Source organism: Pseudomonas sp. P5_B2 (genome assembly GCF_056400445.1).
In genome coordinates, this window is sequence record NZ_JBFULH010001301.1 from 1 (window position 1) to 742 (window position 742).

The following is a 742-nucleotide window of genomic DNA, read 5'->3' on the forward strand; positions in this document are numbered from 1 at the left end:
GATGCCGACCGCGAGCAACTTCTAGCTAGCGTGCGTAACGGTATCTTCTTCAATGCAGGACAAGTCTGTTCCGCAATGTCCCGCCTGCTGGTAGAGCGCTCGATCTACAGCGAAGTGGTTGATCAAGTCGGCGCCCTAGCGCGCAGCCTGCAAATTGGCCCTGGTTCGGAGAATGCCGAACTGACCCCGGTAATTTCAGCGACTCAACTTCAAGGCATTCAGGCTATGTGCCAACGCGCGCAACAGGAAGGCGCGCGAGTAGTTGCCGGGGGAGAAGCGGTTTCGGGTTTGGCTGGTAATTTCATGCAGCCAACTGTGTTCTGCGATGTTACTGCGGACATGGACATCGCTCAGAGTGAGGTATTCGGCCCGGTGTTGGCGATCCTGCCATTCGATACCGAGGAAGAGGCCATTAACTTGGCTAACGGAACCGACTTCGGCCTAGTAGCGGGCGTCTTCACCCAAAATCTGAATCGCGCTCTGCGCTGCTCTCGACGACTGCGCGCAGGTCAAGTGTTCGTGAATGAGTGGTATGCCGGTGGCATTGAGACGCCTTTCGGCGGGGTTGGTCTATCCGGTTACGGTCGCGAGAAAGGTCAGGAAGCGCTGTACAGCTATGTGCGCACCAAGAACCTTGCATTGCGAATCCAGGGCGAGTGAGGATCGAAATCATGAAGAAGTGGCTATGCATCATTTGCGGGCTGATCTATGACGAAGCACTAGGTTGGCCTGACGACGGAAT

General features: G+C 55.9%; 2 protein-coding genes. Both read left to right on the forward strand.

Annotation, left to right across the window (positions count from 1 at the left end; all coding sequences use genetic code 11):
• On the forward strand, positions 1–660 hold a 660-nt coding region (locus tag AC1DRJ_RS30870; RefSeq protein WP_477805448.1), incomplete at its 5' end, for an aldehyde dehydrogenase family protein.
• Positions 661–671: 11 nt separating this feature from the next.
• The coding region (locus AC1DRJ_RS30875; protein WP_477805449.1) for a rubredoxin at positions 672–742 on the forward strand (71 nt) is incomplete at its 3' end.